The sequence below is a fragment of the Aliihoeflea sp. genome (assembly GCF_052435475.1).
Classification (GTDB): domain Bacteria; phylum Pseudomonadota; class Alphaproteobacteria; order Rhizobiales; family Rhizobiaceae; genus Aliihoeflea.
This window is the reverse complement of record NZ_JBQVMV010000001.1, coordinates 402056-428019: the sequence shown is the minus strand read 5'-3', so window position 1 is coordinate 428019 and position 25964 is coordinate 402056. Positions and strand designations below refer to the sequence as shown.

The 25964-nt window shown below is 63.5% G+C and carries 35 protein-coding genes; 2 read left to right on the top strand and 33 right to left on the bottom strand.

The genetic code is table 11. The annotated features are described in order from the left end of the window. Nucleotides 1-5: 5 nt before the first annotated feature. The 22 genes from ACT6QU_RS02220 to ACT6QU_RS02115 form a co-directional block, all read right to left on the bottom strand. On the bottom strand, nt 6-512 hold the full coding sequence (locus ACT6QU_RS02220; RefSeq protein ID WP_444563207.1) for a phage major tail tube protein: 507 nt from the start codon (nt 510-512) through the stop codon (nt 6-8). Between the two features lie 65 nt (nt 513-577). After that, nucleotides 578-2014 (bottom strand): phage tail sheath subtilisin-like domain-containing protein, encoded by a 1437-nt coding sequence (locus ACT6QU_RS02215; protein WP_444563206.1) that lies wholly within the window; start codon nt 2012-2014, stop codon nt 578-580. Nucleotides 2015-2075: 61 nt separating this feature from the next. Further along, nucleotides 2076-2621, bottom strand: a complete 546-nt coding sequence (locus ACT6QU_RS02210) for a DUF4376 domain-containing protein (RefSeq protein ID WP_444563205.1) — start codon at nt 2619-2621, stop codon at nt 2076-2078. Then, nucleotides 2618-4348 (bottom strand): phage tail-collar fiber domain-containing protein, encoded by a 1731-nt coding sequence (locus ACT6QU_RS02205; RefSeq protein ID WP_444563204.1) that lies wholly within the window; start codon nt 4346-4348, stop codon nt 2618-2620. Before ACT6QU_RS02205 ends, ACT6QU_RS02210 begins: the two co-directional genes overlap by 4 nt. Beyond that, nucleotides 4348-5010 carry a phage tail protein I gene (locus ACT6QU_RS02200; RefSeq protein WP_444563203.1) on the bottom strand — a complete coding sequence of 221 codons (663 nt, stop codon included), beginning with the start codon at nt 5008-5010 and terminating at the stop codon, nt 4348-4350. The genes ACT6QU_RS02205 and ACT6QU_RS02200 overlap by 1 nt, the downstream gene beginning before the upstream one ends. Next, nucleotides 5007-6056: a baseplate assembly protein gene (locus tag ACT6QU_RS02195; RefSeq protein ID WP_444563202.1), complete on the bottom strand. Its 1050-nt coding sequence runs from the start codon at nt 6054-6056 to the stop codon at nt 5007-5009. The genes ACT6QU_RS02200 and ACT6QU_RS02195 overlap by 4 nt, the downstream gene beginning before the upstream one ends. Then, nucleotides 6053-6433, bottom strand: a complete 381-nt coding sequence (locus tag ACT6QU_RS02190) for a GPW/gp25 family protein (protein WP_444563201.1) — start codon at nt 6431-6433, stop codon at nt 6053-6055. The genes ACT6QU_RS02195 and ACT6QU_RS02190 overlap by 4 nt, the downstream gene beginning before the upstream one ends. Before the next feature lies 1 nt (nt 6434). Further along, a complete protein-coding gene (locus ACT6QU_RS02185) occupies nt 6435-6629 on the bottom strand; it encodes a hypothetical protein (RefSeq protein WP_444563200.1) in 195 nt (64 codons plus the stop codon). A gap of 14 nt (nt 6630-6643) precedes the next feature. Then, nucleotides 6644-7165, bottom strand: coding sequence for a phage baseplate assembly protein V (locus ACT6QU_RS02180; protein WP_444563199.1), 522 nt, complete (start codon nt 7163-7165; stop codon nt 6644-6646). Then, nucleotides 7152-7931, bottom strand: a complete 780-nt coding sequence (locus ACT6QU_RS02175; RefSeq protein ID WP_444563198.1) for a hypothetical protein — start codon at nt 7929-7931, stop codon at nt 7152-7154. The genes ACT6QU_RS02180 and ACT6QU_RS02175 overlap by 14 nt, the downstream gene beginning before the upstream one ends. Then, entirely contained in the window at nt 7931-8314 is a 384-nt protein-coding gene (locus ACT6QU_RS02170) for a hypothetical protein (RefSeq protein WP_444563197.1), read from the bottom strand. The genes ACT6QU_RS02175 and ACT6QU_RS02170 overlap by 1 nt, the downstream gene beginning before the upstream one ends. Before the next feature lie 53 nt (nt 8315-8367). After that, nucleotides 8368-8586: a hypothetical protein gene (locus tag ACT6QU_RS02165; protein WP_444563196.1), complete on the bottom strand. Its 219-nt coding sequence runs from the start codon at nt 8584-8586 to the stop codon at nt 8368-8370. Then, entirely contained in the window at nt 8586-9611 is a 1026-nt protein-coding gene (locus tag ACT6QU_RS02160; RefSeq protein WP_444563195.1) for a major capsid protein, read from the bottom strand. The genes ACT6QU_RS02165 and ACT6QU_RS02160 overlap by 1 nt, the downstream gene beginning before the upstream one ends. Nucleotides 9612-9623: 12 nt before the next feature. Beyond that, on the bottom strand, nt 9624-9998 hold the full coding sequence (locus ACT6QU_RS02155) for a head decoration protein (protein ID WP_444563194.1): 375 nt from the start codon (nt 9996-9998) through the stop codon (nt 9624-9626). Nucleotides 9999-10013: 15 nt separating this feature from the next. Then, nucleotides 10014-11051: a head maturation protease, ClpP-related gene (locus ACT6QU_RS02150; protein ID WP_444563193.1), complete on the bottom strand. Its 1038-nt coding sequence runs from the start codon at nt 11049-11051 to the stop codon at nt 10014-10016. Nucleotides 11052-11062: 11 nt separating this feature from the next. After that, entirely contained in the window at nt 11063-11323 is a 261-nt protein-coding gene (locus tag ACT6QU_RS02145) for a hypothetical protein (protein ID WP_444563192.1), read from the bottom strand. Beyond that, a complete protein-coding gene (locus tag ACT6QU_RS02140; protein WP_444563191.1) occupies nt 11320-12963 on the bottom strand; it encodes a phage portal protein in 1644 nt (547 codons plus the stop codon). Before ACT6QU_RS02140 ends, ACT6QU_RS02145 begins: the two co-directional genes overlap by 4 nt. A gap of 13 nt (nt 12964-12976) precedes the next feature. Then, complete coding sequence (locus ACT6QU_RS02135; protein WP_444563190.1) at nt 12977-15073, bottom strand: phage terminase large subunit family protein; 2097 nt, start codon at nt 15071-15073, stop codon at nt 12977-12979. Then, a complete protein-coding gene (locus ACT6QU_RS02130; protein WP_444563189.1) occupies nt 15070-15684 on the bottom strand; it encodes a hypothetical protein in 615 nt (204 codons plus the stop codon). Before ACT6QU_RS02130 ends, ACT6QU_RS02135 begins: the two co-directional genes overlap by 4 nt. A 180-nt stretch (nt 15685-15864) precedes the next feature. Then, complete coding sequence (locus ACT6QU_RS02125; protein ID WP_444563188.1) at nt 15865-16446, bottom strand: phage tail protein; 582 nt, start codon at nt 16444-16446, stop codon at nt 15865-15867. Between the two features lie 716 nt (nt 16447-17162). Continuing rightward, the gene (gene nusG / locus ACT6QU_RS02120) at nt 17163-17831 is read right to left on the bottom strand and encodes a transcription termination/antitermination protein NusG (RefSeq protein ID WP_444563187.1); all 669 of its coding nucleotides are present in this window, start codon (nt 17829-17831) and stop codon (nt 17163-17165) included. A 2-nt stretch (nt 17832-17833) separates the two neighbouring features. After that, nucleotides 17834-18916 (bottom strand): helix-turn-helix domain-containing protein, encoded by a 1083-nt coding sequence (locus ACT6QU_RS02115; RefSeq protein ID WP_444563186.1) that lies wholly within the window; start codon nt 18914-18916, stop codon nt 17834-17836. A 134-nt stretch (nt 18917-19050) separates the two neighbouring features. Between ACT6QU_RS02115 and ACT6QU_RS02110 the strand changes: the two genes are divergently transcribed. Further along, nucleotides 19051-19308: a DUF982 domain-containing protein gene (locus ACT6QU_RS02110; RefSeq protein WP_444563185.1), complete on the top strand. Its 258-nt coding sequence runs from the start codon at nt 19051-19053 to the stop codon at nt 19306-19308. Nucleotides 19309-19422: 114 nt separating this feature from the next. Then, nucleotides 19423-19707, top strand: a complete 285-nt coding sequence (locus ACT6QU_RS02105) for a DUF982 domain-containing protein (RefSeq protein WP_444563184.1) — start codon at nt 19423-19425, stop codon at nt 19705-19707. 59 nt (nt 19708-19766) lie between these two features. Here the strand turns inward: ACT6QU_RS02105 and ACT6QU_RS02100 are convergent, their stop codons facing one another. The 11 genes from ACT6QU_RS02100 to ACT6QU_RS02050 are packed head-to-tail and all read right to left on the bottom strand — an operon-like array spanning nt 19767 to nt 25899. Beyond that, the gene (locus ACT6QU_RS02100) at nt 19767-20027 is read right to left on the bottom strand and encodes a hypothetical protein (protein WP_444563183.1); all 261 of its coding nucleotides are present in this window, start codon (nt 20025-20027) and stop codon (nt 19767-19769) included. Beyond that, entirely contained in the window at nt 20024-20614 is a 591-nt protein-coding gene (locus tag ACT6QU_RS02095; RefSeq protein WP_444563182.1) for a hypothetical protein, read from the bottom strand. Before ACT6QU_RS02095 ends, ACT6QU_RS02100 begins: the two co-directional genes overlap by 4 nt. Further along, nucleotides 20611-20892, bottom strand: coding sequence for a hypothetical protein (locus ACT6QU_RS02090; RefSeq protein WP_444563181.1), 282 nt, complete (start codon nt 20890-20892; stop codon nt 20611-20613). The genes ACT6QU_RS02095 and ACT6QU_RS02090 overlap by 4 nt, the downstream gene beginning before the upstream one ends. After that, nucleotides 20889-22280 carry an SAM-dependent methyltransferase gene (locus tag ACT6QU_RS02085; protein WP_444563180.1) on the bottom strand — a complete coding sequence of 464 codons (1392 nt, stop codon included), beginning with the start codon at nt 22278-22280 and terminating at the stop codon, nt 20889-20891. Before ACT6QU_RS02085 ends, ACT6QU_RS02090 begins: the two co-directional genes overlap by 4 nt. Before the next feature lie 5 nt (nt 22281-22285). After that, nucleotides 22286-23203, bottom strand: a complete 918-nt coding sequence (locus ACT6QU_RS02080) for a DUF2303 family protein (protein ID WP_444563179.1) — start codon at nt 23201-23203, stop codon at nt 22286-22288. A gap of 28 nt (nt 23204-23231) precedes the next feature. Then, nucleotides 23232-23582, bottom strand: a complete 351-nt coding sequence (locus ACT6QU_RS02075) for a hypothetical protein (protein ID WP_444563178.1) — start codon at nt 23580-23582, stop codon at nt 23232-23234. Beyond that, on the bottom strand, nt 23579-23746 hold the full coding sequence (locus ACT6QU_RS02070) for a hypothetical protein (RefSeq protein ID WP_444563177.1): 168 nt from the start codon (nt 23744-23746) through the stop codon (nt 23579-23581). The genes ACT6QU_RS02075 and ACT6QU_RS02070 overlap by 4 nt, the downstream gene beginning before the upstream one ends. After that, complete coding sequence (locus ACT6QU_RS02065; RefSeq protein WP_444563176.1) at nt 23743-24375, bottom strand: HNH endonuclease signature motif containing protein; 633 nt, start codon at nt 24373-24375, stop codon at nt 23743-23745. Before ACT6QU_RS02065 ends, ACT6QU_RS02070 begins: the two co-directional genes overlap by 4 nt. Beyond that, on the bottom strand, nt 24372-24623 hold the full coding sequence (locus tag ACT6QU_RS02060; protein WP_444563175.1) for a hypothetical protein: 252 nt from the start codon (nt 24621-24623) through the stop codon (nt 24372-24374). The genes ACT6QU_RS02065 and ACT6QU_RS02060 overlap by 4 nt, the downstream gene beginning before the upstream one ends. Continuing rightward, nucleotides 24623-25405: a GcrA family cell cycle regulator gene (locus ACT6QU_RS02055; RefSeq protein WP_444563174.1), complete on the bottom strand. Its 783-nt coding sequence runs from the start codon at nt 25403-25405 to the stop codon at nt 24623-24625. Before ACT6QU_RS02055 ends, ACT6QU_RS02060 begins: the two co-directional genes overlap by 1 nt. After that, the gene (locus ACT6QU_RS02050; protein WP_444563173.1) at nt 25405-25899 is read right to left on the bottom strand and encodes a hypothetical protein; all 495 of its coding nucleotides are present in this window, start codon (nt 25897-25899) and stop codon (nt 25405-25407) included. The genes ACT6QU_RS02055 and ACT6QU_RS02050 overlap by 1 nt, the downstream gene beginning before the upstream one ends. Nucleotides 25900-25964 lie beyond the last annotated feature (65 nt).

Below are 25964 nucleotides of genomic sequence, written 5' to 3'. Positions count from 1 at the left end.
TCTCCTTAGGCCAGCAGCGCGGTGCGGATAGCGTCGGTCTGCGAAACGCCGGCGATCGAGACGCTGAACGGCGTCATCTCGATCAGCGTGCGGCCCTCCACATCGAGCTTGTAGTACCGGACCGAGAGCGAAAATTCGTTTTCGCCGATCTCGCCTGGCTGCCAGTTGCCGTGATCGTTCTTGGTCAGACGGGCCCGAAGATAAGCCGTCGCGTTGACCACCGTGCCGTCTTCATGCGCCAGCGCGCCGGTCGCCATATATTCGCGCTCCTGACCAACCGCGAGGCCGAACAGTGTGATCGTCTGAGGATCGAAGCCGGTGAGCTTGAACGAGGCCTCGAGCTTCTCGTAGCCCATCGGAATATCGATCGGCATGACCATGCCGGCGTTCCGAAGCTCTTCGAGCTTTTCGGTCGGCACCGGCAGGGTGATTTCGCTGGCCTGCCCGATCTTGGAGACACGGTCGGCGAAGATGGTGCAGTTGCGCAGGATATAGCGCGGCAGGTCGGACATGACCTTGCTCCTTCAATGTTTGCGATCGGGGTGGCTGCCCGGCGGGATGGCCGCCGGGCGAAGGGTCAGGCGGCGAGCGAGCCGCTTCCGATCTCCTGCGCGACCTGGTTGAGCAGGAGCGTGTAGGAGGCGATGTTGCGGTGCGCGGTGATGCGAATGTCGACCATCGGTGCCGGCGGTTCGAACTTGACGCCGAGCTTCACGATACCCTGCGCCAGGTCGCTGTCCGTATTGCTGTCGAGCAGCCAGACGTCATGGCCTGGCAGGACCGCGCCTTCCAGTTCCATCGTGCGAAGGAACGCGCGGCCGCTCTCGATCATGAACTTGAGGTTGGCGCGCGAGAATGGACGGTCGACGAATTCGAGGTATGCCTTTTCGAGCGCCTCGTTGATCGCGTCGGCCGTGCGGCGCACGGGGATGAACTGCCACAGTGGATCGCTGTCACAGGTCCAGACGCCCCAAAGCCGGAAACCTGTATTGTCGATGTTGACGATCGTATTGACGCGATTTTCGTTCAGATAGTTCGACTGCGCACCGTACTCGACCGGACGGTTCGCCCCGACAATCCCGGCGACCTCGACGTTCGACCCAGCCCACCAGAAGCCCCGTTCAAGGTCCATGCGGGCCTGGCGAGCGGCGAAGATGGGCGAGGACGGCTCGGGCACATTCAGCGCGAGATCTGTGTCGAACTTCAGCACCTTCGGATCGCAAACCGCAATGCGGTCCGAGTTGATGAGGCCGCGATACTGCACCGCCGCCTGATCCGTGCTGTCAGGCGCGTCGACATACGCCATGGCCTTGAGCCGCTCGGCAACGCCCATCAGTTCGGCAACAACGGGGTTCATCGTCGATCCGGTGTTGGCCGTCCCAGTTGCGCCCGTGCCTGATCCGTTCGCATTGATCGTTACCGTCGGCGCCGATGTGTAGCCGAAGCCCGGCTTCGTTACGACGATCGATGCGATCGCGCCGTTGTCGCCAACGGTGGCGCGTGCCTCTGCGCCGGTGCCGGCACCGGAAACCGTCACGGTCACGGTGTCGGCATTGTAGCCGGTGCCCGCTTCGGTAACATTGATGGAGGCGATGCCATCGGCCGGAGCGCTCTGCGTCAGGCCCGGGGCGACGAGCAGCTTTGGTTTATAGAGCCCATCCGACGCAGCACGTCGGAAGGCGTGGACGCCGGTGAAGGCGACCTGACTGCCGATCGCGTTCGCCCAGGTTTCTGCAATCGAATCTTCTTCCTCGATGCGCACGAGGATGATCGGGCAACCGATCTGGTCGAAAATGCTGTCGATTGCCTTCGGCAGCGTGCCGTCGTCGCCTAGGTCGACGACGTCGGCAGAGCGAAGGATTTGCACTGGCTTGTTGAGTGGAAACCGCGCTTCGTCAGCTTCCGGCGCGGTGCCGATGAGCCCGATGACTGCGGTCTGGGCCGTGCGGACAAGAACGGGCGTCTCGCCGCTCTCGAAGACGCGCGTGCCATGGTGAAAGGAAACAGCAGCCATCAGGCTCTCCTTTTCGAAAGGCCTCAATGGGCCGGATGTCGTGAGGGTTCAGTTTGGAAAGTTACGGCCAGTCGGCCGCGTCGATACCGGCGATATCGGTGATCTCGCCGGTCTCAATCTCAGCGATTACGGCAGCTTCGGCCGCAAAACACGCGGCCACATGATTGAGGATCGCATCGCTGACGACGAGAATGGTGTCCGCATCGATCGTGATGAACTCGCCGGCTGCCGTCTTCCACTCCGTGGTGAACTCGGGATCGGCTGACGCCTTCATCCGCGCGCCCATAATCATCATCTTCGATCGATCATCGGTATGAACGGTGAGGCCACCCACCTCGATACCACCCACCTCTGCGCGCCAACGACGGTCGGCGGCATAGGCCGCCAGCGCGACCTTCGGATCGTCGGGTCGCAGTTTCAGGCCGTGCAAACGAAGCACGGCTTCGAGCGCCGCGTCCGTCTGGTTGCCATCGTCGTCTGCGGGCCAGCGGGTGATGCCATCCACCAAATTGGAGATGTCGACATCAACGAGGGACTGAACCGAAGACGAGTAGACCCGGCCGTCGTCCGCCTTCCAATACCAGTTGCTTGGAAAGATTGCGGTCATAGGTAAACGCCTCCGCTATCGAGTGTCCCAGCCGATGTACCCGGGATGAAGTTCTGCCCGGCTCCGCCAGTGAAAATGGAGCCGGTCGTGCCAGCTAGATAGCGGCGCGCAGTAGGATTCGATCCAGTAAAACTGACGGCATTAATGTTGACGCTACCGCCGTTCGCCCAAACCGTCGCTGTGCTGTAACTGATGCCAGCCCCGAAGGAGACGTTTCCGCTCAGCGCCACTCGCGAATAGGACGAAACCAAAAAGCTTTGCGCACTTCCGCGCACAATAATTTGATCAGCACCGCCGATCGACGCCGTGAAACTGGCGAGAAGCTGATATGTCGAACAATCGCCAAGCCGGATCGATCCGATTTCCACTTGCGCAAAGGTACGCGCGCTAAGCAGATTTCGGCCGCCTTGAAGAAAAATTCCATCCACACGCAAACGAGCATAATTGCTGGCGACAAGCGCATCGTTTGCCCCAGAGGCCTGAATCACTGTCTCAGTATATGTGCTGCTTGCCGGATTTCCCCTCAAGAGAATGTCGAGGCCTGGTGTGCCCCTCAGTTCGGCCGGCGCGTACGTGCCAGGCGCGAGCTGGATGGTGATACGTCGCGCTCCAACAAATCGAGAGGCGGCATAATCGAACGCGTACTGGATCGTCTGGAGAGCCGAAGCAGGCGTATTTTGCTTGCCGTCGTTGAGATCAGAACCGTCGTTGCGAACGTAAATTGTTACGTCTTCCAGGAGCGGGATAGGCGGCTCAAGCTGCGCCGCTACCCATGCGTTGCCGTCATAGACAAACGTGTAAACACCGCCTGCAGCCATGTCTCCATCGATCAGCGGGATACCTGATGGCCGCAAGATTTGAACCGCGCCAGCACCCGCATTGAGTGTGGCTGGTCCGGTGTTTTTGCCGATCGTTTTGACCTTCAAGGTCATGCCCGGCATATATTGGGTGATAGCCGGCGTGAGCGCGACCACGAGTGCGTTCGCGGTGCCGGTCGCGACGGCATAAGACCACTTGCCTGACTGAACGTCGCGCGCGATCTTCTCGATATACGCTCCATCGATACGCTCGAAAATCCGGCCGTCTGGCAGACTGATGCCATGGCCGTTGGGCGGCGTCCGCAATGCCCAGCCGGCGACCGTGTATTCGGCGATCTTGCCCGCGTGTCCGGACCACGACCCGGTCGCGCCGGTCGGCACGAGATAGGTCGCACCGATTGCTGGTGACGCCGGTGGCGCTGCGGTCGCCATCGAGATGATTGGTATCCATGGGAGGCGCGTCAGGCGCTGCAGCGCGACTTGCATCGAAGGGTCGATGACGATCTGGACATTGGCGACATTCGAAAACGCCACCTCGAGCCTAATGGTCCCCTCGACGGTTTGGCCACTGGCCGGGACCGGCTTGTTGATCGGCGGGTCGTAACGCGCGATCGCGATCAGGTCGCCGTCGTCATCGTAGAGGCCAGCCTCTCGGATGGTGAATGGCCCCTCTTCCGCGGCGAGATAGCAGTCGAAGAACGCAACATTGGACGCACCAACGACGGTGCCGTGCGCGGAAATCGTCTTCCGCGCCGCCTCATGATAGAGGGACGTTTCACCGCCGCTCGGCACGGTCGCACCGTCACCGATCGCAATGTGCGTAATGACGATCGGCTCACCATTGGCAAGCGCGGCTGCTTCCTTCGCGCGGCCGAGATTGGTCATAAGAGCGAAAGACGACTGTGCCATCAGCTAGGCCTCGAATGTGCGGTGGCGCTGATCAGCGTTGCAGCTGTCGCGCCGACAAATGCGGAAGCGCGCAAGACCGGTGGGTCGAACGCATATGGATGCGCCGTCGCGGACAGCGCCGTGCGGCCGTAGGCTGCAATGGAGAGGCGGCCGCGCGCTTCGAGCGCGGCGCGTGTCGCAAAGACGCGTGACTTCGGCTTTGCCGCATCAACGGCCTCGATCGCATAGCCCTGCGTTTCGATATCGAAGACGGGCGAGCCGTGGCGGTAGACGATCTCCACACGAAACGTTCCGCGCCGGCTGCCATCCTGCCACCACTCGACGATTTCCGTTTCGAGTTCAAACGCAGCAAGAGCGCGTCGCACCGCACCGAGCGTGCCTTTCAGCCGATGAACCATAGGGCTCGCGGCGATGACCTGCCGCTTGCGGGATTCGTCCCAGCTGTCCGACCAGATGTCGACCGACACGCCTTGAGCCAGCCATGGTAGAAGCTCGACCGGACAAGTTTTAGGGTTCCAGATCGTCGCAATGATCTGAGGATTTACCGTCGCCAGCCGCGCCAGTTCCGCGGCGAGCAATGCCCGTTCGATCCGCGAAGACGCAGCCGGCAAGATCGCCTCGGCCACCGGCGCAACTGCTTCGATTACCTCAGAAGGCGTCATGACCATGAACCTTGTTTCTGGATCGCCGTGACAGTAATCGTCCCGACCTGACCGACGCCCTTCGGGCCGGGCAGGATGTCTTGAGCCGGGCTCGTCACCTCGATCGTGACGCGATTGTCGATAGCTGCGCGGCCGCCGATGACCTCGCGCTGAACGTCAAGACCGATGCGTCTGCGAGCGAAAGCGTATTCCTCGAGCCTGCGCTTTGCTTCCGCCGCCATAGCGGATGCATCGGCGCCAGGCGCGTAGTAGAGTGTTACATCGATATCGTAATTCACGACGCTTGCCGCCTCGATCCGCACATTGTCACCGATCGGGCGAACCTCTTCGGCGGTAACGGCCCGAAACGCGCGGTTAAGCAACGACTGATCAGCCGGGCCATACGCGAGTGTCGGCAGAACGACGACAAGCACTTCCGGCGCCAGCACAGGGTCACCCTCGGCCCGCGCCGCAAAGGGAGCGGGGATCAGCCCCATCGAGCAGGCGTCGGCGTGCAGCGTGACCGAATAGGTTGCCGCGTCCTCTTCCGAATATGCAACCGCGTCGGCGATATCCCGACGGCCGTCCAGTTCTAGCGCGTGAAAGACGTAAGCGCCCTCTGGACCGGCCGTTGAAAAAGCTTCGAAAGCCAGCTTGATACGCTGCCGGAACGTCCCGTCAGTCTCGACCCAACGGCCGAGCGCCGCATCCCATTGAGAATTCACCGGCTGATCGTCTGCCGCGTTCTCGTAGACGAGGCGACCAATACCGGCATATGTCGCGCCAATATGGTCAAGGTCGCCGCCGATGGCCTTCGCCAGCGAAAGACCGCGGATCGCCTCGTTGACGCGCTGGCGGAAGTTCATTTCCTGATAGCCGCCACCTTCGCTGAAGGCGATGACCATCGGATCTGTTTCCAGCGTCGTTACGTCGAAATCGATGCCGTATCGCGCCAGCGCCGCGACGAGATAGGCATCGCGATCGCTTTTGATCTGCTCGAAATCAACCTCGACGACCTGCGGCACGTCGCCGAGGTCCGCCAGGTCTGGCGCGATAAAGCGGCTCATGGAAACCTCGTCAGGGGAACAGCAGCGCGTGCGGAACCCGGTTCGGGCGTGAAATCGCCGAGGTGGCCACGCGGGAAATAGGTGCCTTCGAACTCGATCTTCAGCCGACCGGCAGCATCTGCTGCGGTGATCGAGCAATGCGTCACCGCATAGCGTGGCTCCCATCGCGTGATCGCCGAGACCGCTGCACCGTAAATCGCCAGGATGACCTGATCGGTCAGCGGCCGGTCAATGAGATCGAAAAGCTCGGAGCCGAACTCGCGCCGCATGACGCGGCTGCCGATGGGGGTATTGAGGATCACGCCAATCGATTGCTCGACGTGATCGAAGCCGGAGAGAAGCGTGCCGGCGTCGCGATCGAAGCCGGTCGACGACATGTCAGCCGGCCTTCTTGTCGGCAGCCTTCGGCTCGTGCTTCGTCGCCGCGATTTCGTCTGACTTCACAGCTTCAAGTCCGTCGCCATACGGTGCCATGAATGGCTTGGCGATCGCGTCAGGGAAGACGACATGCTTCTTCGAAGTCTCGTAATAGGTGCCGCCATAGAAGCCGGCTGTTTTCACGATAACCTTCATCAGGACCACTCCTTTCAAGAGTTCGGTTCGTTAGTATCGGCGCTGCCACGAATGACACCGCTGTGTGTGTGATCGTCGCCAATGTTTCGCTCGTTGTGGCGTACACTCGGCCCATTGAACTGGACCGATCCGGTGACCGTCAGATCGGCGACAATGTCGACAATGCCGTCGCCGATCGTCATGCGGGTCGCCCCGTGGACGATGACCGCCTCGGGGCCGTCATGCGGCCTCGGGTTCGCGTTCGAGTGTGTCGAGAAGTCGATCACGGCGTCCGTCAGGTCGCCGTTTTCCGAAACGACATCGACCTGTTGTCCCGTTGTCGGAGGAATATGTGACGAGATCCCGCCGGCCGCGATTTCCTTCCACGGCATCCAGGGCGTCAGGTAAGGACGATCCCCATCCGAAATCTTGACCCGGGCCAGACCCTTCGCATGATTGATCTCGCTGACGACGCCGGTCCGGCGTCTGTTGCGTCCGCGACGCTCGGTTTCGGCGACCTTGCGCTCGAGTTCGACGAGGCGCTCAAGAATGCCCATGCCGCTCGACCTCTATCACTTCGATGTCTGGCTCCGTGGCCTCCGCCGGCTCGACGGCGATGTCGAGCAGTGCCCGCAACTCGTCGAGTGTCATACCGGTGCGCCGGCGCAACTGATCCGCATGGCCGCCCTTCGGCCGTTCGACGGCGCTGCGCATCAGCGCCGCATAAGGGTGTCCACCTGCGTCCATGGCTGCGAACAGCCGTGCCCATGCCGATGTTGGTGCCATCGGCTCGCCTGCCACCGGGTCGGGCAGAAGATCGAGTGTCACGACGATCTGATGTGCGGCGATGCGTGTGCCGGTCGTCGCGTCGGCCGTGCGCTTCCGCTCGATCTTGCGGACGCCTGATGAAAGCGATCGCCAGATTTCGGCCCATGCATTGGTCGGATCGGTCAGCGCATCGACCGCCTGGCGTCCGACCATGTCGAGATAGAATTCGAAAGCCGCATCGGTGGGCGGCAGGCCGACGCCGATGACGGTGCTCTCGCCCGCATCGTTTGTTTCGACCATCGGGCTGGCGATGCCGATCTCCAGGATGAACTGCGTTTCGCCGGATCGGTAGAGCGCTCTGCTCTCGAGCCTGTCAGTCTCCTTGGCGTCCTCGACATAGACCGAAATGAAGGGGCGATCCTTGTCGGTGCGCAATGCGCCGTCGGACGTGATGTCGATTGCGCCGAATTCGCTGTCGCGCACTTCGTTTTCAACGAGCGTACGCCCCTTGAGCGCCTCGATGGCCGCCACGCGCAAAGCGGTCCGTCCCAACATCACAATTCCTCCAGCTGAACGATCTGCCGCGTTTCGCCGCGATCATCGACCGCGAGCACCCCGAACCATGGCTGACCCGGCCGCGCGAGGGCGCGCACCCGGTCGCCCTTCCGGAAAATGATGCCGGGGTACTTGATCGGGTCGATGTGCAACTCGCTGCGCTGCGACGTGATCCGCCCGCGCCACGACTTGTCCCACGCCCCCGCCGCCGTCGTCTCCTTGCCCCCGCCGACACGCAACGGTGCTTCGATTTCGATTGGCTGGCGATCCGGATCGGCCTTGCCATCTCGCATGAAAGCAAGGCGCACCCGCTCCGCAAACCTGTGATCCACCGCCGCCATGATGCGGTCGCGTATGCCGTGAAAACGTGCTCCTATCGGCATAGGTGTCGTCCTGCGGGTCGGAGGGGGACCGGAGGAACCGGTCCCCGGCGTCGCTAGGAAGTCGGCTTCAAAGTCTCGAGGGCGGTGATAATTTCCGCCTTCGTCGCAGAGGCATTGACGGCGACGCCTTCGGCATCTGCCCGTTCAAGCAACTGGGCCTTTGTCAGTCCAGAAAGATCTGAAACTTCGTCTTCAATGGCACCCGCAGGCAGAGCCTGACCGGACTTGAAGTATGTGCCGCCGTAAAAGCCGGCCTTCGCTGCATATGCCATCAGTTCGACCTCCCGCGCATCAGCATTTCCGGACGGGTCGCGATGAACAGCGGGTAGCTGTAGATCTCGACACGGTCCCAGGCCTCGCGCCCGGACGGATCGGCAAGGATCAGTCCGTAATATTCCTGCGCCCGGCGATTCAAGTAGGGCTTGAACTCATTGGCGGGCGAGAACCCCACCTTGAATGCGCCGCGGGCACCGATCGGGAAAAAGCGGGCCTTCGTCGTCTCGATCGCGATGGTCGACCCGTCATCCGTGCCGCGATAATTGATGAAGGTGATACCTTCGATCTCGATCGCCGAGAACCCTTCGACATTCTCGAGGAGCGAAGCCTTCTCGTGGCCGAGCTTGGTCTCCTTGATCTGCGGATGGTTGACCAGGAGGTCGAAGAACGTGTCGCCGACGAGCGAGCCAATGCGGGTGTTCGGCGTCCAGATGCCCTTCGATGCCTTCTGCATTGCCCGTTTGACATCGCGGCACTTCTTGCGGACGTCCGTGGCCGGGTCGGTCAGCTGGAAATTGACCTCCGCCGGCTCGGCAATTCCCCATTCGTCGAACCAGTCGATGATGGTTGCTCCACTCGCGTCGAGCACCTTGCCCTGGATAGCACCGAAGCGCATATGCTCCCAGGTCATTTCCAGATCGTTCAGGATCTGCTGGGTCCGGTCGGCAACCTCCTGGCTGACTTCCCGCGTCTGCACGTCGAAGGGCAAAGCGGCGACGCCGGCGAGCTCGGCCGCATAGACGGTCGACCCCTTCGCCAGTCGGCTCGTGTTGAACGGCCGGACCTTGGCCCCTTCAGGGATGAGTTCCTCCGGCGGCGCGCCGAGTTCGGAGGTCGGAATGAGCGAAAGCGTCCGCTCGCGATCGGCGATGGCGATGGTCCGGGACCGTGAATAGATCGGCTCGAATAGGCCGAGAGAACCCAGAAGCTGAGGCTGGAATTCGGTGCGTTCGACGACTTCCTCATGGAAGTCGATCATGCCCCAGCCATTCTGGTTGAAGACGTCGAGTACGAGTGCCATGGGGCGGTCTCCTTATCGGCCGATGATGCCGAACGCGGCCATGGCGGCGAGCGCGGCGGTTTTCTGGATGTCGCTCACGCCGTCCGCCCAATGGAGCACGTCGGCATGGACTTCGCTATCGCGAACGGTGAAGGTGCGGCGCACATCGTCTTCGGTCGCATCGCAACCTTCGAAGAGAATGGCGGCGGCGTTATCGCTACCGTCCATGCCGTCCGGGTCGAGCGGCACATATTTGCCGGTCGCCGTGATGCGCCCCATGACGGCTCCGGCCTTGAGAAGGCCCGAACCGGCAGCGACGACGCCCTGCTCTCGCGAGCGATAGCCATTTGCTTCCGAAACGAGATAATGAGCCGCTCCTGCGAAGCGGTCTTCAATCAAGATGGTCATGAACCCAGCCTCCTGTTAGCGGCGCTTGTTGGAACGGGCGACGGCTTCGGCGAGAGGTGTGCGATCCCCCTTGCGCGCAGTCGCAGGCGGCTTGCCGCCGGTGAGACCCTCGCCATTGAGGCGACGCCGCTCGAGGTCAGCAGCATCGTCAGCATCGTCGCCCGCCAAGCTGGCGACCGGGGCCTTCGCGAGCATCGCCTTGACGCGATCTTCGGAAAGATCGGTCTCGACCAGTTCCTCCGCGAGGCCCTTGCGACCCTTGGCCTCGGGAAGCGCCAGAATGGCGGTCCTCCGTGCCTTGTAAGCCGCTACGGCGGAAGCGCCGCCTTCGTTGCGGGCCTTGTCGAGATCGGCGGTCGAATGTGCCGCCTGCGTTGGCTCTGTCATGGAAATCTCCTTGGTCTGACGGGAGGTCGCGGCGGTCGCCGCTTGGCCGGCGTCGAGACGCCAGTTCTTCTTGCTTGCCAGCGCCTTGAGACGCTGCGGCGCATGGGCGTAGCTGCGGTAGTCGAAGGCCGCGATCGCGCGCGCCTCGCTCTCGCTCGTCGCGTCGGCGAAGCCCTCGGCGACGGCCTCGTCGGGCGCGTACCAGCGTTCCGCCTTCATGATCGCCCGGCATTCCTCGGGCGTCTTGCCGGATTTCCGCGCATAGATGCGCGACCAGGATTTGGCGATGGCATCGAGCTGCTCGATCGTCTTCGCGTGTTGGTCGGCATTTCCATGGGTCCAGCCGGCAGGATCGTGGATCATCATGATCGAGCCGATCGACATGGTGACCGTATCACCCGCCATGGCGATCAAGGATGCTGCGGACGCGGCGACGCCGTCGATCACGACATCGGTGCGACCAGGACGCCTGTCGAGAAGCGCGTGAATGGCGGCGCCCTCATCCGTGTAGCCGCCGCCGGAGTTAATGAAGACGGTCAAATCGGCGTCGTCGTCGATCTGTGCGAGAGCCGAGATCACGTCGGCATGGGTGAAGTGGTCGCCGAAAAAGAAATCGCCGACATCGCCGGTGAGCGTCAGCTCGCCGTCTTTCAGTATCGCAGCCATAGTCTTGATCCTCAGTAGGGCCGCATTCGGCCTGATTTTGCGAAGCGAACGCGGCGCGGAGTTTCGCCCCGCGAGATCTGGCACTCGCGGATCGCCTCGTTGAGGGCGCGCTGGACATCACCGATCGACGCGTTCGAGAAACGGGTCATGTCTTCCCCGAACCGGGCTTCGGTGACCATTTCACCCATCAACAACGCTTCTTCGACCTTGCGAAGCGTCGCCGCCCGCGCACACCAGTCGACGGCCAGGGGATCGTAGATTTCGGGCATCATGCATCCTCCCGCGCCGGTGTGCGGGCGCCCTCGACGGCCGCGCCATCGGGACCGGCACCATTGCCGCCCCTGCTGCGTCCATGCGGAACGGCCATCCCGATCGCAATCATCTTCTCGATCTCGAGCGCGATCTGGTCGGTCTCTTCCTCCCAGTCCAGCCCCTGCTCGGCATAGATGCGCTTGAGAGACCGTGTGCCGGTCTCGAGGCCGACCTTGTCGGCAAGTGCATCCTTGTAGGGATCGGCCGACGGCTTCGGCGGCCCGCGCCATTCCGATCCGACCACTCGCTCGCGGTTGGCCAGAAACGCCTGCAATCCTCCCTTGAGCGGAAGGCGGCCTTCGGCGATTCCCTCCTCCAGCCAGGCTTCGAAGATGCCCTGGGCGAAGGGCGCGGCGATCCGTTCGCGGCGGCGCAGGACGATCGGCCAGATCGTCGCCGTTTCCATGCGAACCGACGAGTAAGTCGAGTTCGAATGATCCATCGTGAAGCTGGTCGCCGTCAGGCCCAGGCACCGCGCCATCTCGCGCTGCAGATCCTGCTTGTAGGGCACATATTGCGATCCCGGCGTCGCGGCTGTGTGCATCTCGAATTCCTCGCCCGGACCAAGGTGATTGATCCGGGCGGGATCGTTCATCGCGACGCCCTTTTCCTTCAGGGCGTCGATCCGCATCGACCAGATGTCGAGAAGATCGTCCGCAAGCCCGCTCGCCCCTTCGATACCCGACAGCTCGTCGCGCAGGGTCTCGATCGCCTGGAACGCCTGTTCGCTCGGTTCCGGGCTCTTGATGGTCGCGGCAAAGATCGTCTGCATCAGTGCCGTCGCAAGCGTCGCGTCGGCAAGCTGGTCGCTCTGCGCGACCACCTTGAGAATGGGTGCCACGAGCGTGATCCCGCGCGAGCTATCCGGGTTGTCGCCGCGGTCCATGACATGGATAACGTCGCGGGCGGCTACATCGTGGTCCATCTCAATCCCGGCGTCGCGCCGCCGGAAACGATAGGTCTGCGGCCGGCCGGTGGCATCGTGGAAGATGCCCATGTCCAACCCCTCGAACTCCCGCGACACGCGCGGCAGCCGGTGCGGCGCGACGAGCGAGACCTTGGTGCCGGTTTCGATCCCGTAGAACCGCCGGCGGTTGCGCGGAATGAAGTCGAGCACGCCGAACGCTTCGCCATAGGCGAAATAGTGGCGCATGACGCCATCGATCATCTCGGCGACGGTCTTCTTGCCGGCGAGATCGCATTCGGCCTTCGCCCAGGCATACCGCTTCCACTCGGCCTCGATCAGCTTGACCCAGTCGGCCTGTTCCTTTTGATCGTAACCGAGCCGGCCAAGGTCGGGCTGGGCGTTGAGCTTCAGTTCGGCGCCGATCGTATCGGCCATGATCTGATCCACCGCGCCGGCGATCCATCCCGAATTGTGCATGAAGTCGATCGCGAGCGCGGAAGCGCGCTCCGCCGCCTGCCAGACATCGATCTTCGCGTCGCGCGTCACCGCGCGGCGCATGGCAAGAATGCCCGACGTGTCGCCGCGCAGATAACGCGCCACCGGCTTCACCCGGTCCTGCAGGGATCCGGCTTCTGCGACGACGGTGACGGCACGCCGCGCGGCCGGAACCCGAATGCGTGGTTTGGCCGCCATCGTTCCATTCCTGCTACTTGTACGCGTTCCAGCGTTTTCGGGTCCGCCTCGCACCGACACCGGCAACGGGCTCCGCCTTCTTTTCGAACGGGCTGGGCTGGCCGCTGAACAGGTCGGCTTCCGCCGGGGCGCCATGCACCTTCACCAGGAGGTCGACCCATCGATCCAGCGTCAGCCGCATCTTGTGCTCCAGATGCCAGGCCAGCGACAGCGCATAGACCGTGGCGTCAAACCAGTCGTTTGCCCGCCCGACGATCCGTTTCCATTCCCGCGCGGCCTTCGGATTGATCAGCCGCCGCGCCCGTCTCGAGATCGTCGCGCGCGCTTCCTCGTCCGGATCGACGAGCCGCTCGGCCGTCATCTCCATCGCGAAGTCCTGGTCGCAAAGGTCAGGCGGCAGATGCAGCGTGTTGCGCGGCCACGATCCCCTGGCGTCCGGACCGAGAACCAGATTGGCGAGCCCGGCCATGACCTCGGTCTTGATGTCGTAAAGACCGACCGGGTAGAGCATGACCTTCGCGATTCGGCGCTTGCGCTGATCCTTGATGTCCTTCTTCACCGGCGTTCCGAGCCACGGCAGGCCGACCTGATGCCGCCCGTCGAGGGCGTAGCAGTTCGGCCGCGTCGCGCAGAACAGATACACCCGGTCCGTCGCGAAGCCTGAATCGACGCCCGACAGGTCGATCCCCTTTTCCAACCCGCCTGCGGTCGGAAAGGTCCGGCCGAGCGCGTCGGCGAGCGCGATCCAGGGTTCGTCGGACTGATCCGGCGCCCCCTCGAAAACCTCGCGCGCGACGAGCCAGCGCTGGCCGAGCGGGCCGATCGCATAGACCAGCCACTTGATGCCGTAGCTCTGCACGTCCGCCGCCGACACGACGAGGCCGGCCTCTGCCGGAATGATCCCGCGCGGAAAAGGGTGCGCCTTCACCGCATCGACGATCTTCTCCCATTCGACGGCGACGCCGCCGGGATCGTACGGCTCCGCCAGATCCTGCTGGCTGAACACGCGCATCTTCGTCGTGTCGCCCTGAGCGTTCTCCCAGCGCTGCCAGATGTCGCCGAACCGTTCGCGCGGCGCGTAGGCGGCCCAGAGGTGATAGCTCGGCTGCCAGTCGCGGCACCGACCTTCGCATGGCGGGCAGACATAGGCGTCGAGATCGTCCGCCGCGATCGTTTGCGGTACCGGGTCGCTGCCCTCCGGAACACGGGTCGCAATCCAGATGCCGCCGGCGAGCATATCCATCTTGTGCGCGTCGCGGATTACACCGTCGCATGATAGGCATCTGAAATGCGCCGGCGCATCGTCAGACGGCCCGCGCATCTGGTCGAAGATCAGCGGCTGGCGGATCGAGCAATGCGGACACGGCACATAGAAATGCCGCTGGTCGCCAGCCTCGAAATCCGCCGTGATGGCACACTCGCCAGCGATGCCCGGCGTCGAGCCCTGCCACTCCTTGGCCATGTCGCCGTAAAATTTCTGACGCGCCCGTGCCTGGTCGCGGGGGCTGCCGCGGCCGTCGACATCGCTCGGATAGCCGGTCACCTCGTCCATGGCGAGGTTCTTGATCGAAACCATCTGCAGACCCTTCGAAGAACCTGCGTTCACGATCAGCCCGAAACCGCCGGCGAAGCGCTTGTAGGATGTCGTCGAGCCCTGCTCGTCGCGGCTATTGACCGGCATGACCTTGTGCGAAATGCGCGGGCTCGCCTCGATCGTCGGCTGCAGCTTGACGCGATTGAACTTCGTTGCCTCCTCCAACGTCGGCAGCACGATCATCATCGAGGCTGGCGCCTGGTCGACCGTGTAGCCGAACCAGTTCTCGATCGCCGTCGACTTGCCGAGTTGCGCTGCCCACCGCGCCGTCACCCGGCGCGCGGGATGATCGGGATGAAGGCAGTCCTGCGGCTCACGCAGATAAGGGACGCGATCGGTGCGGAATGGTCCCGGCCAGGGCGAGCCTGATTCTGCGGAGACGACGCGGTGCCGGTCTGCCCATTCGGAGATCGTCAGATCCTCGACGGGTCGACTCGCCGCCTCCAGCCCGGAATAGAACGTGACGGCGCCATGCGGAATATCAGGAAACTGGCTCCGCACGTCGTCGAGGGTCATTGGAGCAATGCCTGTGCTGTCTGGTCGATAGGTTTGTCGCCCGCATCTGCCGCGCGCCGGAACCGGTCGAGACTTTCGAGGACGTTGCGGTGGAAGACTTCGAGGCCAGCGCGCGAGAACGTCTTGAATGCGATGCGCGCGGTCCGTTCATCCCAGCCATATTTGAGCGCCACCGACTGTGCCTCGCTTTCAACGGCCTGGTCGAACGCGCTCACCATCAGAGCGATGGCTTCGCGCGCGGCCCGGTCCACCTCCGCGGTCGGCGTCAGTCGACGCCTACGCTCGGCGAGGTCCATTTCGCGCAGCTCGGCGTCCGCCTGCGCTTTCCGCGCCGCGCCGTCAGACTGACTGCCCGCAAACCGCGAAGGTTGACCGGCAGCCGGTTTGGCGTCAGGCGATAAGGCCGGGCTGGGCATTGACGGCCGTAGGCGGATATTCTCCTGCCGATGTGCGACGAGATCCTCGTAGTTGACGAGATTCGATCGGCCGTTCTCCTGAAGAGGCAGCGCCTCCGAATGCTGTTTAAGGTATCGAGACAAGGTCGAGCGGTCGACCGGATCGCCAGCCGCGGTCAACCGATGCGCCGCCTCCGTGATCGAAATCCAGTCCATCGTGCGTGATCCGTGCATTCGTTCGTGCAGCACGCGTGCATCCGTGTACCGCTTTCAACCCGACCCACTGGCAAAACCCCGGGAGCATTTCCGCCCGTGTGGCCGCGTGGATCGCGGTACGGTCCCTAAACCGGGGGGTGTTGCAGTCGGCAAAAGCCGGTCGACCGACCCGATCCCGCATCACCCGAACGCCCCGCCGGGCAACCGCCTCAGCTCGTGCGCCAAACGCTGCGGCATGACCCTCTGCACGGTCGAGTGGAAGGAACGAACGGTCGCGCCCGTTGTCATCTCGTTCGGGATGACGACGCCCGACTGCACCACCTTGATGGGGAAGCGCGCCTTGCCGACGCGCTGCATCACATGCCCCAGGAACACGATGCCCTTGCGGTTCGGAAACCGTCCGCCCTTGATGAATGTACCGCCGAACACCTGCCGCTTGCCAAAGGGCGAAGCGACGACGCCGGCGCGCGTCTCGCGCGGCCGGAAGAACTTCAGCGAGATATCTCCGCCGCGTGCCGTCATCCGATAGGTCAAAGTACCGGGCTGCGACCGCGCCACCGCCACTGCCTTGACGATGGTCTTGAGTGGCAGGCCTGTCTGTCCGGTAAGTTCGCGGCGAACCTGCGTGCGCGCCATGTCGCCAGTTCGGTTAACGACGCGATTAACTACGGTCTTGAATCGCTTGTCGGTCAGGCCTTGCAGGCTCTGCGCAAAGCGGTCGAGCCCTGTCCTGTCGCCCCAGCCGATGATCAGATTGGCCATGGCGCGCTCCAACGAATGAGGGAGTCTGGCGGCTGGGCGGGTTGGTGACTTTCACCCGCCCCCCTTGCAGGTGGCGGGACCGGCCACCACTTCTTGGTCAACGTAGCTCAGCGGATAGAGCACGAGGTTTCTCAACCTCGAGGTCGTGGGTTCGATTCCCACCGTTCCCACCAAGAGCGTCCCTTCGGGGGCGCTCTTCTATTTTCCCGCCGCTCTCCCGCCTGCTTGACGCTGTTGTGGCATGGCTTGCACAGGCACTGCAGGTTGTTCTCGTCCCAGAACAGCGTCTCGTCGCCACGATGAGCGGTGCGGTGATCCGCCACGAGCTTCGACGTTTCCGCCTCTACCCGACCGCATCCGGCCATTTGGCATGTGAAGAGATCGCCGACGAGCACCTTCCAGCGCAGCTTCTGCCAGCGGCTCGTCTTGTACCATGCGCGCCATGCGATGGTTGCATCGAGCCTCCGTGACCGGGCTGGCTCGTTTCCGCCCGCATATCCGATGCGAGGGGCAAGCTTGCCTACGCGCGGAGCGATGCTCTTCAGCCTGCCCATGAAGATGATAGTGTTCCATGCTTCCGCACTTGACCCGAGTCGGGAGCCGCGTGGCTCTCACGGGTCTGGATCGGTCAGGAGCTCCGCCACGGTTGCCCGCGGCTGCTACGCTGTGTCGGAGGAGCAATCCCCACGGTCGACCGGCGTCCATGGGGAGAGTCGCTACGCGAGTCGCTCAATCTGCGCAAGCTTGACGTCAACGATCATGTCGGCGCCGAACAGCATTGTGCGTACGCGCGCGGCCCTGCCCTTCGCATATCCTTCCAGCACACCGCTGAAGGCCGCATAGGGACCGACATTGATCTTCACCCGCGATCCCACATTTAAGCCCGTGGGGATATTGCGCTCATCGAACGCACCCTTCTGGGCAAGATCCATGAACGCGGTCATCTGCCGATCGCCGATAGGATGCGGCCTGTCACCCTTGCCAATCACTGCCTGGATACCGCGGACGCGTAACAGCCCGGCAACCGCCTGGTCGGATTGCGCGACGCGGACGAAGATGAGCTTCCGCAAAACGGGAATCTGAATGGCCTTACCGCCCGGCCTCACACCGCGACGAGGCAGGACGACCCGCTTCTCGGGCACGACCGCATCCACATGCATCTTCACTAGCGCATCGCGGATCTCGATCTCACCACGCCCGAGCGTGCGAAAGGCGAACCAACGCCGCACGCCCGGCACTTCCATTCCCGCCGCGTCGAGCAACTGCGCATCAAGCGCGCGCCGCTGCTCTTCGCCCAGGACTTTGGCTGGCACGGGATAGGGGTTGCCCTGCCCGTCGAGCCAGACCTGTTCGCCGTCACTCAGCTGCTTGCGCTCGATTGCCATTATCATCGGTTTCCCTCGTCTGCGGCCCTCAGGGCCAGTTCGAACGCATCCAGTTGCCCCGGCCCGCCAGCCGGCAGATAGACTACCGGCTGGTCACCAGGATCTGGCATCCACGGCCAGCCGCGCCGCGCGAACTCGTTCCGCCATGCGGCAAAGGTGCTGGACCCGACCGGCACCGGCTCGAAGTTCGAGCCCAGCTCGTGCCACCGGCGCGCGAACTTGTGCCCTTGGCGCAGCATCGCCTTCCGGTAGAGCACCGACAGCAGCGGCCAAGCCTTCTCCGCTTCGCCTTCCGCCGTCAGCAGATGCGCCACGATCCACGCGCCCCATGTCTTCGAGAACGGCGATGCGAACTCGTTGAACGGCTGCGCTGGCGCCGCCGGCAGCTTCTCCCAGCGCCGTTCGGACAGGTACACACCGAAGGTGCAGACCACCGTTCGCCCGCCAACCTTGGCATGGGTCAGATAGTCGTCGAGCCGGGCCACCGCCTCGTCGCGCTCTGCCGCCGACAGAGGCATCGCCGCCGCCAGGGCCTTGGGCGCGCTGTCGGTCACGTAGGTCGGCCAGCGCGGGTGTACCCGCTTCAGCCAGCGCACGATCTGTTTTCCTTCCTCCGCTCGCGTCCGCGCTCTCTCTTCCTCGTTTGAAGAAGTTGTTTGAGAGGGGTCGTTAATAGGTGCCGGTCCAGGATCGGCAGGGGGTGCCGGTTCTGGACCGGCAGGGGGTGCCGATATACCGGCAGGGGTGCCGACATACCGGCAGGGGTTATCAGCGTCGCAAACGGTCTCGACTGCGGGATGAACCGGGTCGAGGATGACGCGATAGGAGTGCGCGCTGTCACGCCCGCTTTCGCTTTCGAGGACGTGCCGCTCCAGATAGCCGGCGCGGATCAGCCGCTCGATCGCCTCGAACACGGTCGAGCGCGCACAGCCCATCTCGTCGGCCATCTTCACCTGGCTGCGACGGCACCATCCGAGATCGTCCGTATGGCGCCCGAGAACGCACAGCACTTGCAGGTCGCGAGGCTTCAAAGAGCGATCCGTCGCCGCCCGCGCCGGTATGATAGAAAGTCGAGGTCCGGTCATTTGGCAGCCTCCGCAACTGATTCGCGGGCCGCGCATTGAGTCGCGTCCGGTGGGAGGGCAAAGCCATGGATGAAGGGCGTTTCGATTAGCCCGTCCGCGCCTTCGTCGAGAAGCGCGGCAACATCGCCGACACGGTGACGAGCACGGTCCAAGCGGCAGACATCTTGCTGAACCGCTGGCCGGGTGATCGCGGCGCGCGCAAGCACCTTGCCGCGCGCAAGGCGTGCATCGCCGTGCTGGAGGGCATCAAGGAAGCACGCGCCGCGCGGTTGGCCTTCGAAGCCGCGGCGAAGGAAGCCGACATTCTCGCGCCCTCGGTTACGCCGATTGGCAAGAGTGAAGGGCCCGTGCTCTGGAACAAGCGCACGCGAATGCTGAAGCGCGATCGGTAGTCGGCGCTCTTGACGGCGCCTGAGCGGATTCCCAAATCTTTTGCCTCCCGAACTGCGAGGGAGAACGACGTTCACGCAGGCTGCTTTGCAAGCCCAAGAGCCACGGAGGTCACAATGCTCGCGCAACACTTCGACAAGCCGGTCCGCGTATGGGTCGGGCTCGGTTTTCCGCGACAGCTCAATACTGTCGTCGATGCCTATCAGATGCTGACAAGCTGGAATGGAAACAGTCCCGAGCAAAGGGCGGCCATCCGTGCGTGCAAAGCGGCATTGTGCGGCGAGGTCGATGCCGAGACGGCGCGCGGCGTCGTACTGGCCTTTGCGCGCAAGAAGGACATCCTGGTTGAAGACGGCATATTGCCGCCGCCGGTGATGAAGGGCAGCGCCAGCCACGTTTAGCGGCGCCGAGGCGGATCTGACTACTTCAGCATAGCGATCAGGATGGGTCGGCTTTCTCATCATGCCGCCCCCTCCTGACTCGTCCAAGGCGCGCCCTTCCGCTTGTAAGGCCGCACGCCTTCGGCTGCCTGTGCCATCCGCTCCAGGTGCCAAGTTGTGAACATCGTCGTGGAAGCCTCGCGCTCGGCGTCGGTGACCTCGTCGAGCCGCCCGCAGCGGCGCTGTTGGTCGTATTGATGCGCCAGCTGTTTCACGAGACAGCGAGGGCTCGTCTCGTCGCAGTCCGGCGGCACGCATCGGAAACACGGATCGTCGGTCACCGCCCCACCCTCTTCCAGTTCTCGAAATCGCCGCGCAGGCGCTGCCAGCGCTCCACGGCCTGTTGTGAATCGTTGATCTCGCGCCGTGAGGTCACGCCAAGGAGCGAGCGCAGCTTTGCCGCCGTGCGTTCGTCGGTGGCGGGGTTCTCAAGACCGTGCTTGTCGATCAGGAAGCGCTTGAACGCCGGGTCCTGGCACCGCATCGCCGCCTCAGTTCGGTAGTCTTTCGACCGCCCGGCCTTCGCCGCTCGCGCCGCCGGCGACGCCTCTTCAGCACTCGCCGCAGGCGCGGCCTTAACCGTTGCCTGGCCGTCATCGCCCGCCGCGCCGGCGCGCTGTCCGCGTGTCGCCGCGATTGCCCGATCGACAAGCCCGAGCAGGAAGCGGAGTGCCGACGGCAGATCGGCGATGAGCTGGCGTTCCTCGGTCGTCGCGACGCCAGTGAATTCGAGCAGCTTGATCAGGCTGCCGTCACGACCCCGCGCCTCGACAAAGGTCGTCGCGCCATCGGTGGCGAACAGCCATTCGGCCCCGTCGAGCGATGCCAGCTGCGCGCGGATCGTTGCGAGGCGTTTTGCTTCCGTCATCGCCCGCCTCGCGCGATGTCGACCATCAGCAGCCGCGCTTCTTCGAAGGCCGGATTTTTATGCCGACCATCATCGCCGCGAATGGCGTGCCAGGCCGCGCGGCGGAAGCTGATGAACATCACGCCCTCGTCAAAGCCCGCCCGCGTACAGGCCGCCTCGAACACGTCGCGATATTTCATCAGCACGGCGTCGGAGACGGCGAGCAGCACGACAGCGCGCGCTGCATGGTCGCGCGCGTCGTGGATTTGGCGGATGATCGGCAGAAGGCTATCGGTCATGGGAGACCAGCCCGGGCCAAGAACTGGCGCCACTTCGCGGTCAGCGCCAACTTCGCCGCCCCCTCGTTTTTCGCCTTCTGCGAAGGACCGACCGTTGCGTCAGGCCCAATGAACATGCGCCATTCCAGCCGGTTACCGTGACTGAATATCGCTCCGATTTCCACGTCACCGGCGACAGCGAGCTTTCGACCCGGCTCATCGATCCAAACCAGCGGACCGTTATCGGCTGCAGTCGACGCCCGTTCGCCTGGCTCGCGCAAAGGCACGTCCTGCAGCGTCTTCCAATCTACGCGGTTCACAATTGTCGGGCCGCGATAGGCGCCGGTCGCGTCCGCCTCCCACACGAACCAGGCCGTGTTCATGCTGCTTTGCGCCTTCGGCCCGTCCCAGCCGTCGCGGTGCATCATGGGCAACCGGCGCGTAAACACGTGCACGCGCGCGGGCGGGTTCTCATCCATGGCAAAACAACGTTCGGGATCTTCGAACCCGCACAGGAAATTTAGGTTGAGCAGCAATGCCATCTTGCGCGGCCGATGGGCGCGCAGCGCATGTGCGATGAAACTGTTCAACGCCTCGCCATAGGGAGGGTTGGTGACGATATCGCACGGCCTGTCCATGCCAATCGCCGCCGCGCCATCGCGATCGATCTGCCGGAAATCGCCGACATGCTGGACCGCACCATGCCGGTCTGCCGTCTCGCGATCGACAAGATCGGAAAGGAAGACCTCATATCCGGCATCTTCCAGAATGCGGCTGATGGCACCCTTGCCGCAGGCAGGCTCCCATATCTCCAGGTGGAAGCTTTCGAGCGCCAAAAGCGCCCGCGTCGCCTCAAGCGGCGTCTCATAAAAATTGTCGCCGCGCTCTTCACGGGTCGCGGTCTTGGTGCCGATGTTGTTGCGCAAGCTGGCGCGCGATGGTTCGAGGCCGGCCTCAAGCCGCGCCTGGATGGCCCGCTCCACGATCCCAGGTGTGACGCGCTCGGCATCCCGCAGCTTGCGGGCATCGTGGATTTCGTGTCGCGAGAACCCGACATCCTCAGCCCGCGGCGGCGGAATGTCGTCGTCGACTGCGACGACTTTCTTTGGGCGCCCGGTACGTTGCCCGACTTCGCCGCGCTCCTGGGCGGCATCATATTCATCGGCGATACGGATTTTAGCGCGGGATTCGATGAGCAGCGCGTCACCCTGCAGGCGCCGAGCCTTGTCGACCAGCCGTTCGGCCGCGCCAAATCGTTCCGCAAACCCGCCCGCCGCCTTTGCCTGATCATAGGCGCCGGCCGCCAGCATCCGCGCGGCAATCACATCGCCGTCGTCGAGCAGCGCGCGCGCACGCTCCACCACGGCCGCAATGTCAGATGCGTCAGAAATGGCGACCGGCATGTTCATGTCGGTTAGGCCTCAGGCGAGCCTTCGAACGACGGGAGTTCCGTTCGCTCGGCAGCATCCCGCAAGTCGCGCCCGACCTGCTCCCGGAGGAAGAATTCCCAGCGATAGAGCTGGTAGAACCACTTGATGTCGCCGCCCGAGATTCGGTAGCGCAACCGCGCCGGAATCCTCACGGGCTCACCGTCGATGAAGGCGGGAACGGACACCATGAAGATGCCCGGGATGGTGACCTTTTCGCCCTTTGCATTCTGGTGCTCTTCGGCAAACTCGACGACGCGTTCGCCCGTCTGCAGGCGAATGCCCTGCTTGGCCTTGGCGGAGACGAAGACTTCCAGATGACGCGATAGTTCAAGCACTTCGGACGGTGTCGCAAAGCGTTCCTTGAAGAGACGCTCATATTCGCTGACTTCGCCATCCATAGGCGCGGCAAGCTCGGCAGCGTGCTCTTCGAGGAAGGCGGCAAAGACCTCCTGTGGCATCGCGTTGCCGCTGCCATTGACCCAGGCCTTGAACTCTTCGGTCAGCGGAAATTCATAGACGATGCGATGATCGCGACGGCGCGCGTCGACGCCTTCACGATCGTAGTTCAACACCGCTGTCAGCGTCGGCTTCGGCCAGGTCGTCTTGCCGAAAATGACGGATTCGCCGTCCTTATGCCGATCGATGAGCGCCACGAAGCTATCGAGAGTATCGGCGCGCGCCGTGCCATGGCGGGCTGCCGGCGCCTGCCGGTATTCGTCGATCAACGACTTGATCGAATGAAACCGCTGGTTCTTGGCGTCGAACGCAATCTCGACGTGCTCCGGCAGACCCTTGCCGAGACCTTCTGTCGATATCTTGATCACCGACGGCGCAGCGGCATCGGTGGCAAGTTCGGAAATCAGTTTGACGGCGGTGCCGTCGAGCATGGTGGTTTCGGCCATTGCCGGTTCCTTTCAGGGTTTGACTGGATCAAGCGGTCGCGGCCTCGTCGTCCGGCTCCTGAGAGCCGACCGCGCGGGCCGAGAACATGTCGATCTGGTTGGGGTGCTGGACTGAAAGCTGACCGTCGATCACCCAGAAGGGCGTCTTCACGAACTTCGCCGTTTCGGGCAGCTTGACCTTGACTTCAGGCTTGATGTCGATGCGCCCGAGTTCGTACTCGAGCACAACCTTGAGGGTGATTTCGGCCTTGCATTTGTCCGCCGGGCATTGTTCGAGCGCGACCAGCGCCTCCTCCATCTTCTCGTCGAGGTGACGCGAGAAATCGCCCCGCGAGACGAGACCGATCATCTCGCGGAAGGTTCGCAGCATTCTGCTCATGGCAAAGTCCTCTCTGATTTGAGCATTCGGTGATGAAGGAGCACGCGCGCCGCGCAGGCCGCGCCGCTTTCGACAGCGGCCATGGCAAGGCTGTCGACTGCCGACGCAGGCATCGCAGCGATGTTGCCGAAATAGACATGGCGGGTTTGGTTGGAGCGGTTCATCCCCGTTCCTCCCGCCGCGCTTCGCGCGCGCGATGCTCAAGCTGCGCGACGGTCATGATGATCGGCTTCAGAACGGCTGGCGCGCTATCGTAGTCGCGGCCAAACCGGCCGTTTAGCCGAGGGAGCATCGCACGTGGGACAAGCGCCCAGTTCGCAGGATCCGTGTCGAGGCGGTCACCGAGACACTTCAGGCACATGCCGTCCGGCAGCGGACCGTGCTTCTGCTCCCAGAGCCAGCGGTGCTTCAGCACATAGCGGCGCTCGAAACCCGTATGGGGATTTGTCTTCTCCACGCTGATCTCGACATAGCCGTCTTTGGAGACCCGCTCGTGGCCGGCATAGTTCGTGTTGTGCGGCCGCTGGCCCTTCTTGAACTGGGTTCGGGCGGAGTTGGCGTTGTAGGGCATCGGCTTGCCCTTGTTCGCCGGCACCTGGCCTGGCACGAACTGGCCCGTGCGCCCCGTCAACCAGCCTTTGCGCTTGCACAGCGCCGTCAGTGCGCCCAGCGTTACATCGGTGCGACCGAATGCACGAACGAACTCCGCATGGAGCAGGCGACGCGTCATGCATTGACGCAGCTCGACGAACGCCAGCTCCGCGGCGCTGTAGGAGATGGGATGCCCCTTCATGGCGCACCTTCCTTTTCGGGCGCGCCGAGCATCGGCAGATGTTTCATGAAGCGGTCGCCGTGATCCGCAACCAGCTTGCAGGCCTGCAACTGGAGCCGCGCGTTGTCGACGATCTTGTCCGCGACGCTTACGATGGCTTCGGACCGTTTGACCTCGTTGTCGATTTGGTCGCCAGTCAAGCCTTCCTCAGCCAGCCGCTCGAGCTGCATGAACAGGTGATTGTTCAGGTCGACGAGACGATTTTTCATCACGCCGCCCTCTTCGCTTCGAAGATCAGGTCGCGCGTGGCCTTTCGCTCACCTTCCGTGCCGGTGCCCTTCACGCGCATCAGGTGATGGCGACACCAGCGGGTGTTGCCGAAGGTGGCGGCGCCGCAGAAGAGATGCGTCTCGCCTCGCGCGGCATCGTTCACCGGGAACCGGCAGTCGCGCCATTCGAGATCCGCGAGCGGTAAGCGCCGGCTGGCGGCGTCATACGCACGCGCCTCGTCGGAGGTGGCAGGCGCCTCGTAATCGTTTGAGGCCACACCGGCGCGCGCCATGTTGGCGGCATGATGCGGGTTCCGGTTGCCGCGCATCAGCGCGCCGCGCCCGCGTTCCTTGAAGATCTTCGGCCGCTCCGCGACCAACTTGCGGACCACGTCATGGCAGACAGGCTTGCCGAACCGGTCGGAGAGCACGTCGGCGATGCGTTGGTAAGACTGGTTCCGGCTCCAGAGCTGGGCGGCGAACGCAACCTCGTGCGCGAGCAAAACCACTTTCGCTGGGCGCTTCACCGGCGCAGGCGTATCGCTCTTCACGCGTGGCGCAGCCTTGGGCTTGGCGACAGCGCGACCCTGGCGATCTTTGCGCCTGGCAAACCGCAGCGATTCCCGGCCTATCATACCCATCACGGCCGACCGAGTGCGCACCACGCCGAACTGCGCGGCGACGCGGTTGGCTATATCGGCACCCGAAAGCCCGTCATCGTTCCAAAGCTTGGCGGCAAAGACGATCTGCTCTTCGGTCCAGCTATTCTCGCGCGCGGTCATCAGCCCTGCCCTCCCTTCACCAGGGAAAGCCCGCCCTCGCCGCGCGCCGCGGCGGTCGCCTTGCGCAGTTCGGCAAGCGCCGCCTCCAACTTTCCGGCCGCTCGGTCGATCTGGGTGGCCTCGGATGGCGTCAGCATTCCGTCGGCGAATGCCATCGCGCCGGCCGCCATCAGCTCGCCCGCCTGGACGATCGCCTCGGCATGGCGCGACATGATGCAGCCATTGGCGACTTCGACCGCCTCGCGATCCAGAAGGCGGCGTCCGCGTGCGGCAACGATTGCCTCGGACATGTCGAATCGGCCGCATTCCTCCTCGAGCTTGAACACCGCATCGAGCGGCATCAGCTCCGGGCTGTCGGCATTGGCCCAGCGACCGACGGTGCTCTTGCCGTAGGAGCAGACTTCGGCGGCGCGTTCGATGCCGCCGGCCGCCGCGATCAGGTCGCGCTGCTTGGCCTTGAGCAGGAAGTGGCGGGCATTGGCATTGGGGATCATCAGTGCGGTCCTCGAAAGACGAAAGCGTTCCCACGCCGGGAAAACCCGGCGTCGTTTCCCATGGC

Bases quoted from the DNA above. Each gene is read 5' to 3' on its own strand.
- ACT6QU_RS02220 (WP_444563207.1), bottom strand. From the start codon at position 512: ATGTCCGACCTGCCGCGCTATATCCTGCGCAACTGCACCATCTTCGCC.
- ACT6QU_RS02215 (WP_444563206.1), bottom strand. From the start codon at position 2,014: ATGGCTGCTGTTTCCTTTCACCATGGCACGCGCGTCTTCGAGAGCGGC.
- ACT6QU_RS02210 (WP_444563205.1), bottom strand. From the start codon at position 2,621: ATGACCGCAATCTTTCCAAGCAACTGGTATTGGAAGGCGGACGACGGC.
- ACT6QU_RS02205 (WP_444563204.1), bottom strand. From the start codon at position 4,348: ATGGCACAGTCGTCTTTCGCTCTTATGACCAATCTCGGCCGCGCGAAG.
- ACT6QU_RS02200 (WP_444563203.1), bottom strand. From the start codon at position 5,010: ATGACGCCTTCTGAGGTAATCGAAGCAGTTGCGCCGGTGGCCGAGGCG.
- ACT6QU_RS02195 (WP_444563202.1), bottom strand. From the start codon at position 6,056: ATGAGCCGCTTTATCGCGCCAGACCTGGCGGACCTCGGCGACGTGCCG.
- ACT6QU_RS02190 (WP_444563201.1), bottom strand. From the start codon at position 6,433: ATGTCGTCGACCGGCTTCGATCGCGACGCCGGCACGCTTCTCTCCGGC.
- ACT6QU_RS02185 (WP_444563200.1), bottom strand. From the start codon at position 6,629: ATGAAGGTTATCGTGAAAACAGCCGGCTTCTATGGCGGCACCTATTAC.
- ACT6QU_RS02180 (WP_444563199.1), bottom strand. From the start codon at position 7,165: ATGGGCATTCTTGAGCGCCTCGTCGAACTCGAGCGCAAGGTCGCCGAA.
- ACT6QU_RS02175 (WP_444563198.1), bottom strand. From the start codon at position 7,931: ATGTTGGGACGGACCGCTTTGCGCGTGGCGGCCATCGAGGCGCTCAAG.
- ACT6QU_RS02170 (WP_444563197.1), bottom strand. From the start codon at position 8,314: ATGCCGATAGGAGCACGTTTTCACGGCATACGCGACCGCATCATGGCG.
- ACT6QU_RS02165 (WP_444563196.1), bottom strand. From the start codon at position 8,586: ATGGCATATGCAGCGAAGGCCGGCTTTTACGGCGGCACATACTTCAAG.
- ACT6QU_RS02160 (WP_444563195.1), bottom strand. From the start codon at position 9,611: ATGGCACTCGTACTCGACGTCTTCAACCAGAATGGCTGGGGCATGATC.
- ACT6QU_RS02155 (WP_444563194.1), bottom strand. From the start codon at position 9,998: ATGACCATCTTGATTGAAGACCGCTTCGCAGGAGCGGCTCATTATCTC.
- ACT6QU_RS02150 (WP_444563193.1), bottom strand. From the start codon at position 11,051: ATGGCTGCGATACTGAAAGACGGCGAGCTGACGCTCACCGGCGATGTC.
- ACT6QU_RS02145 (WP_444563192.1), bottom strand. From the start codon at position 11,323: ATGATGCCCGAAATCTACGATCCCCTGGCCGTCGACTGGTGTGCGCGG.
- ACT6QU_RS02140 (WP_444563191.1), bottom strand. From the start codon at position 12,963: ATGGCGGCCAAACCACGCATTCGGGTTCCGGCCGCGCGGCGTGCCGTC.
- ACT6QU_RS02135 (WP_444563190.1), bottom strand. From the start codon at position 15,073: ATGACCCTCGACGACGTGCGGAGCCAGTTTCCTGATATTCCGCATGGC.
- ACT6QU_RS02130 (WP_444563189.1), bottom strand. From the start codon at position 15,684: ATGGACTGGATTTCGATCACGGAGGCGGCGCATCGGTTGACCGCGGCT.
- ACT6QU_RS02125 (WP_444563188.1), bottom strand. From the start codon at position 16,446: ATGGCCAATCTGATCATCGGCTGGGGCGACAGGACAGGGCTCGACCGC.
- nusG (WP_444563187.1), bottom strand. From the start codon at position 17,831: ATGGCAATCGAGCGCAAGCAGCTGAGTGACGGCGAACAGGTCTGGCTC.
- ACT6QU_RS02115 (WP_444563186.1), bottom strand. From the start codon at position 18,916: ATGACCGGACCTCGACTTTCTATCATACCGGCGCGGGCGGCGACGGAT.
- ACT6QU_RS02105 (WP_444563184.1), top strand. From the start codon at position 19,423: ATGCTCGCGCAACACTTCGACAAGCCGGTCCGCGTATGGGTCGGGCTC.
- ACT6QU_RS02095 (WP_444563182.1), bottom strand. From the start codon at position 20,614: ATGACGGAAGCAAAACGCCTCGCAACGATCCGCGCGCAGCTGGCATCG.
- ACT6QU_RS02090 (WP_444563181.1), bottom strand. From the start codon at position 20,892: ATGACCGATAGCCTTCTGCCGATCATCCGCCAAATCCACGACGCGCGC.
- ACT6QU_RS02085 (WP_444563180.1), bottom strand. From the start codon at position 22,280: ATGAACATGCCGGTCGCCATTTCTGACGCATCTGACATTGCGGCCGTG.
- ACT6QU_RS02080 (WP_444563179.1), bottom strand. From the start codon at position 23,203: ATGGCCGAAACCACCATGCTCGACGGCACCGCCGTCAAACTGATTTCC.
- ACT6QU_RS02075 (WP_444563178.1), bottom strand. From the start codon at position 23,582: ATGAGCAGAATGCTGCGAACCTTCCGCGAGATGATCGGTCTCGTCTCG.
- ACT6QU_RS02070 (WP_444563177.1), bottom strand. From the start codon at position 23,746: ATGAACCGCTCCAACCAAACCCGCCATGTCTATTTCGGCAACATCGCT.
- ACT6QU_RS02065 (WP_444563176.1), bottom strand. From the start codon at position 24,375: ATGAAGGGGCATCCCATCTCCTACAGCGCCGCGGAGCTGGCGTTCGTC.
- ACT6QU_RS02060 (WP_444563175.1), bottom strand. From the start codon at position 24,623: ATGAAAAATCGTCTCGTCGACCTGAACAATCACCTGTTCATGCAGCTC.
- ACT6QU_RS02055 (WP_444563174.1), bottom strand. From the start codon at position 25,405: ATGACCGCGCGCGAGAATAGCTGGACCGAAGAGCAGATCGTCTTTGCC.
- ACT6QU_RS02050 (WP_444563173.1), bottom strand. From the start codon at position 25,899: ATGATCCCCAATGCCAATGCCCGCCACTTCCTGCTCAAGGCCAAGCAG.